The sequence below is a fragment of the Brevundimonas sp. AAP58 genome, from assembly GCF_001295975.1.
Lineage (GTDB): Bacteria > Pseudomonadota > Alphaproteobacteria > Caulobacterales > Caulobacteraceae > Brevundimonas.
This window is the reverse complement of sequence record NZ_LJHU01000049.1, coordinates 1-4,829: the sequence shown is the minus strand read 5'-3', so window position 1 is coordinate 4,829 and position 4,829 is coordinate 1. Positions and strand designations below refer to the sequence as shown.

4 protein-coding genes are annotated in these 4,829 nt (G+C 68.5%); 3 read left to right on the top strand and 1 reads right to left on the bottom strand.

The features are described from left to right. On the bottom strand, positions 1 to 493 hold a 493-nt coding region (locus IP78_RS06995), incomplete at its 3' end, for a nuclear transport factor 2 family protein (protein WP_054110982.1). Positions 494 to 664: 171 nt separating this feature from the next. On the opposite strand from IP78_RS06995, the gene IP78_RS06990 reads away from it, so the two are divergent. From IP78_RS06990 to IP78_RS06980, 3 genes are all read left to right on the top strand, one after another. After that, positions 665 to 1,342, top strand: coding sequence for a TMEM175 family protein (locus IP78_RS06990; protein WP_197272400.1), 678 nt, complete (start codon positions 665 to 667; stop codon positions 1,340 to 1,342). Positions 1,343 to 1,378: 36 nt separating this feature from the next. Beyond that, positions 1,379 to 3,013: a M28 family metallopeptidase gene (locus tag IP78_RS06985; RefSeq protein ID WP_054110980.1), complete on the top strand. Its 1,635-nt coding sequence runs from the start codon at positions 1,379 to 1,381 to the stop codon at positions 3,011 to 3,013. Positions 3,014 to 3,095: 82 nt separating this feature from the next. After that, the gene (locus IP78_RS06980) at positions 3,096 to 4,739 is read left to right on the top strand and encodes a M28 family peptidase (protein ID WP_054110979.1); all 1,644 of its coding nucleotides are present in this window, start codon (positions 3,096 to 3,098) and stop codon (positions 4,737 to 4,739) included. Positions 4,740 to 4,829: the final 90 nt, after the last annotated feature.

Genomic DNA, 4,829 nt, shown 5'->3' with positions numbered 1-4,829 from the left:
CCATTCGTGTCGTATGCGTCGCAACCCGCCACACCCCGTCTTCTCGCCTCAGGGTGTCGGTGATGACCGCTGTCCCCGCCAGGGTCAGGCCCGCCTGCCGTTCGAACACGATCAGATAGTAGGTGACCTTGGCCTCGTCGCCGGAGCCGCTGACGACCGGATTGCCGATGACGTGCCGCTTGTTGGTGATGAACGGCGCAGACATCTGAAGCGAGGCGACGATCGCCTCGGCCCCGACCGAAGGTGGTCCGAAGCCGGAATCGATCACCCCGTCGGCCGTGTAGAAGCTGGCGTAAAGGGCATAGTCGTTGACGTCGATCGCGTGGTTCATGCGGGCGATCACATTCAGGATGGTGGTCACGTCTTCGGCCGCGAGCCTATTGGCCTCGGTGATGTAGGCGGGGTCGGGTGCCGCCGTCTGGGCCTGCAGTGGACCCGCGATCACGGCACTCACTGAAAGCGCCAGGGCAACGGTCAGGCGGTGGTCGATCATGGTCGCTCTCCGATTGCGAGGGGCCTCAGCCTTAGCAGAGCCTCCGTCACGCCGCGGAACCGATCCTGCTGCGATGAGTACCGGCTCTGCCGTTTCGACCAGCAGCAAACGGTGGCGCGGGGCAGGCGATAGCGGCACACTCGCCCCATGATCACCGTCGCCAAGGATGACATGGCCCGTCGGCTCGACGCCTTCGTCGACGCCGCCTTCGCCTTCGCCGTGACCCTGCTGATCGTGGGGGGAGGGGACACGCCCGAGCGGTTCTCGGACCTGTCGGCCATGTTGCTGCGCGCCCCGGCGTTCGCCGCCGCCTTCGCCCTGATCGCCATGTTCTGGCTGGGCTATCGCGACCTCGGGCGGCTGTGGTCGCATCGCGACGTCCTGTCGACCACCCTCAGCCTGGCCATCGTCTTCGTGGTGCTGCTCTACGTCTTTCCCTTGCGCTTCATCATGGAGGCGGCGCTTCACGCCCTGTCCGGCGGATGGTTGCCCGGCACACGGCTGGCCGAGACCCTGCAGGAGCAGAGGTACCTCTACGTCGCCTACGGAGCCGGATGTCTGATCCTGTCCGTGCTTTACGGGACCCTCTATCGCCACCATCGCGGGCAGGGCGAGCCCACGTCGGATCAGGCCCTGACCGCCGCGATCTGGATCAGCAACTGGTCCATCCTGGCCGGTGTCTCGGGCGTCTCCATGCTGCTGGCCGCGGCCGCGCCGGATCATCTCGCCAGCTGGGCGCCCGGCGTCGTCTATATGGTGATCGGGCCCCTGATCGGCCTCAGCATGGCCCTGCGGTTCGGTCGGGGTTCCAGGGCCGCCGCAGTCGACACCGGCGAGGCGACCTCCTAACCTTTCGGCCTGTCACAGATTTCGCCGAAGGCCCCCATGCGTTTCCTGACCGCCGTCGCCGCTCTCGCGCTCGCCCTGCCCGCCACCGCCCAGGACGCGAGCTTCGATCCCGCCCGCCTGTCCCAGCACATCCGCATCCTGTCGGCCGACGACTATCAGGGGCGCGGTATCGCCACCCCGGCCGAGGACCGCGTGATCGGCTACATGTCCGGCGCGATGGCGGCGGCGGGGCTGGAGCCCGGCGGCGAGAACGGCAGTTGGACTCAGGCCGTGACGCTGAACCGCTTTACCGCCTCCAACGTCCAGGCCAGTCTGTCGGTCGGCGACTGGACCCTGCCATTGGTCCAGGGCGAGCAGGCGGTGATCTCGACCCGTCGCCCCGGCACCGACCACGTCATGCTGACCGACGCGCCGCTGGTCTTCGTCGGCTACGGCATCCGGGCGCCGGAACGGAACTGGGACGACTTCAAGGGACAGGACCTGTCCGGCAAGATCCTGGTCGTCCTGGTTAACGACGCCGACTTCGAGGAGCCCGCGCTCGACACCTTCGGTGGCCGGGCCATGACCTACTACGGTCGCTGGACCTACAAGTATGAAGAGGCGGCCCGGCAAGGCGCCGCCGGGGTCATCATCGTCCATGAGGACGCGCCCGCCTCCTATGGCTGGACGACGGTGCGGAACAGCTGGTCCGGGCCCCAGTTCGACATCGTCCGCTCCAACCCCGATGAGCGCATCCCGGTCGAGAGCTGGATCCAGCGCGATGTGGCCGTGGAGCTGTTTCGCCGCGCCGGTCTCGACTTCGACGCGCTGAAGGTCCAGGCCCGCAGCCGCGACTTCCAGCCGGTCGCGCTGACCGGGGCCGAGCTCGACGTCATGTTCGATGTGGCGTCCCAGCAGATCGTCACCCACAACATCATCGGCCGCCTGCCGGGCATGACCCGTCCGGATGAGACGATCCTGTTCACCGGCCATTGGGACCACATCGGGGTCGGAACGCCTGACGCCGAGGGCGACGCCATCTTCAACGGTGCCGTGGACAATGCCTCGGGCATCGCCGGCCTGCTGGAGCTCGCCCGCATCGCCGCCGCCGCGCCGCGCACCGAGCGGTCCCTGGTCTTCATCGGCTTCACCGCCGAGGAAAGCGGCCTGCTGGGCTCGGAATACTACGCCGCCAATCCCCTCTATCCGCTGGAGACGACGGTCGGCGGCTTCAACATGGACTCCGCCAACGTCTATGGCCGCACCCGGCACCTGGGCGTGATCGGCTATGGCCAGTCCGCCGATTTCGATGCACGTCTGGAGGCCGCCGCCGCCGCCCAGGGCCGGACGATCGAGCCGGACCAGTCGACCCAGGCCGGGTTCTACTTCCGCTCCGATCACTTCCCGCTCGCCAAGCGCGGCGTGCCAATGGTCTATGCGGACTCTTCCGGCCCCTTCGTCGATGAGCCCATCGCGGCCCGCACCGCCGCGCGGGATGAATACACCGCCCGCCGCTATCACCAGGCCAACGACGAATGGTCCGGCGACTGGGACTATCGCGGCCAGATCCAGGACCTGGAGGTCTACTGGTCCATCGCCCGTGACCTGGCCAACAGCGGTGACTGGCCGACCTGGTCGGAGACGTCGGAGTTCGCCGCGGCGCGGGCGGCCAGCGCTTCGGCGCGCGACTAGGCTGACATGACGAAACTGTAATGGGCGGGGTCGCCGATCCGCGATTAGGGTCCGCCCAAACCCGGAGGACGACCCCTTGACGATGCGTGGATGGATCGGCGGCGTAGCCGCCCTGGCGGTGGTGCTGGGCGCGGGGCTCGCCCAGGCGCAGGACTTTACGGCCGAGCGGCTGTCGGACGGAATCCGCCAGATCTCGACGGACGAGTTCCAGGGGCGCTACCCCGGCACCGAGGGCGAGCGTCTGACCCTGGCCTGGCTGCAGGCCCAGTACGAGGCGATGGGGCTCGAGCCCGGCGGTCCGGACGGCCAGTGGCTCCAGGTCGTCGAGCTGAAGCGCTATACCCCGGTCGCCGGATCGGCCTCGGCCAGCTGGACAGGGCCGGACGGCGTGGTGCGGCCCCTCACCGTCGGCACCGACATCATCGTGCGCGCTGCCACCAACGACGGCCGCGCCGCCGTCCAGAGCGCGGGGCTCGTCTTCGCCGGCTACGGCATCTACGCCCCCGAACGGGGCTGGGACGATTACGGCGACGTCGATGTGCGCGGCAAGGTCGTCATCGTCATGTCGGGTGAACCAACCGCGCCGGAGGTGACCGACCGTTTCAACGGTGCCTATGCCACCCATTACCAGTCCGGTGCCTACAAGGCCGACGAGGCCTTCCGTCGGGGCGCGGTGGGCATCATCACCCTGGTCATGGCCCCCGCGACCGACGCCAACTGGCTCCGCGCCGGCCAGTTCAACAATCGCGAACGCACCCTGACGCCGGGCGCAGCGGACCTCGAGTTCTCCGGCGCGATCAACCATGACACGGCCCAGATGTGGGCGGCGGCGGCCGGCCTGACCCCCGCTGACATGGCTGACTTCGCCACCGGAACCTTCCGGGCCAAGGCGCTGGAGGGCGTGACCCTGTCGGTCGCGGCCGAGGAGACCATCTCGACGCTGACGACCCACAACCTGCTGGCCAAGATCGAAGGCACGACCCGTCCCGACGAGGTCATCATCTACTCGGCCCACTGGGACCACGTCGGCGTCGGCGCCGACCACGTCAGCCCGGTCTCGACGACCGAGGACAACATCTACAACGGGGCCTGGGACAATGCGTCCGGCACCGTCGGCGTCGTCGAGATGGCCCGCCAGCTGGCCGCCGCGCCGCGTGCTGAACGGACCTTCGTCTTCGCCCACATGGCGGCCGAGGAGATGGGTCTCCTGGGGGCCTACGCCTACACCGCCGATCCGGTCTATCCGCTGGCCACGACGGTGGCCGACATCAACATCGACATGCTGCCCCTGTCGCCCCCGACCCGCGACGTCGCCATCTTCGGCAAGGGCCAGAACGAGCTTGAGGATCGGCTGCAAGTATTGGCGGAAGCCGAGGGCCGCTACGTCGGCGACGACGGCATGCCGGAACAGGGTTTCTACTACCGCTCCGACCACTTCCCCTTCGCCCGCGCCGGTGTTCCGGCGCTCATGACCTGGCACGGCTGGGACTGGGACGAGGGCGGCCGCGAGGCTGGCGAGGCGGCCTGGCGCGCCAAGTTTGCCGCCGACTATCACCGTCCCTCCGACGAGTGGTCGCCGGACCTCGACTTCCGCTCGGCGGTCGAGAACCTGACGCTGATGTATCGACTGGGTCTCGACCTGGCCAACAGCGAGGACTGGCCGGGCTGGAAGCCGACGTCGGAGTTCGGCGTGGTCCGCGAACGCACGGCCAGCGCGCGGCAGTAGAGGCTTATCCTCCCCCGTGAAGCGTAGCGAAACGGGGGAGGGGGACCGCGAAGCGGTGGAGGGGGCCAGCCCCAGACACGGTGTGCGCGG

Excerpts from the sequence above, each read along its gene's own strand:
- IP78_RS06990 (WP_197272400.1), top strand. The coding sequence starts at position 665 with ATGGCCCGTCGGCTCGACGCCTTCGTCGACGCCGCCTTCGCCTTCGCC.
- IP78_RS06985 (WP_054110980.1), top strand. The coding sequence starts at position 1,379 with ATGCGTTTCCTGACCGCCGTCGCCGCTCTCGCGCTCGCCCTGCCCGCC.
- IP78_RS06980 (WP_054110979.1), top strand. The coding sequence starts at position 3,096 with ATGCGTGGATGGATCGGCGGCGTAGCCGCCCTGGCGGTGGTGCTGGGC.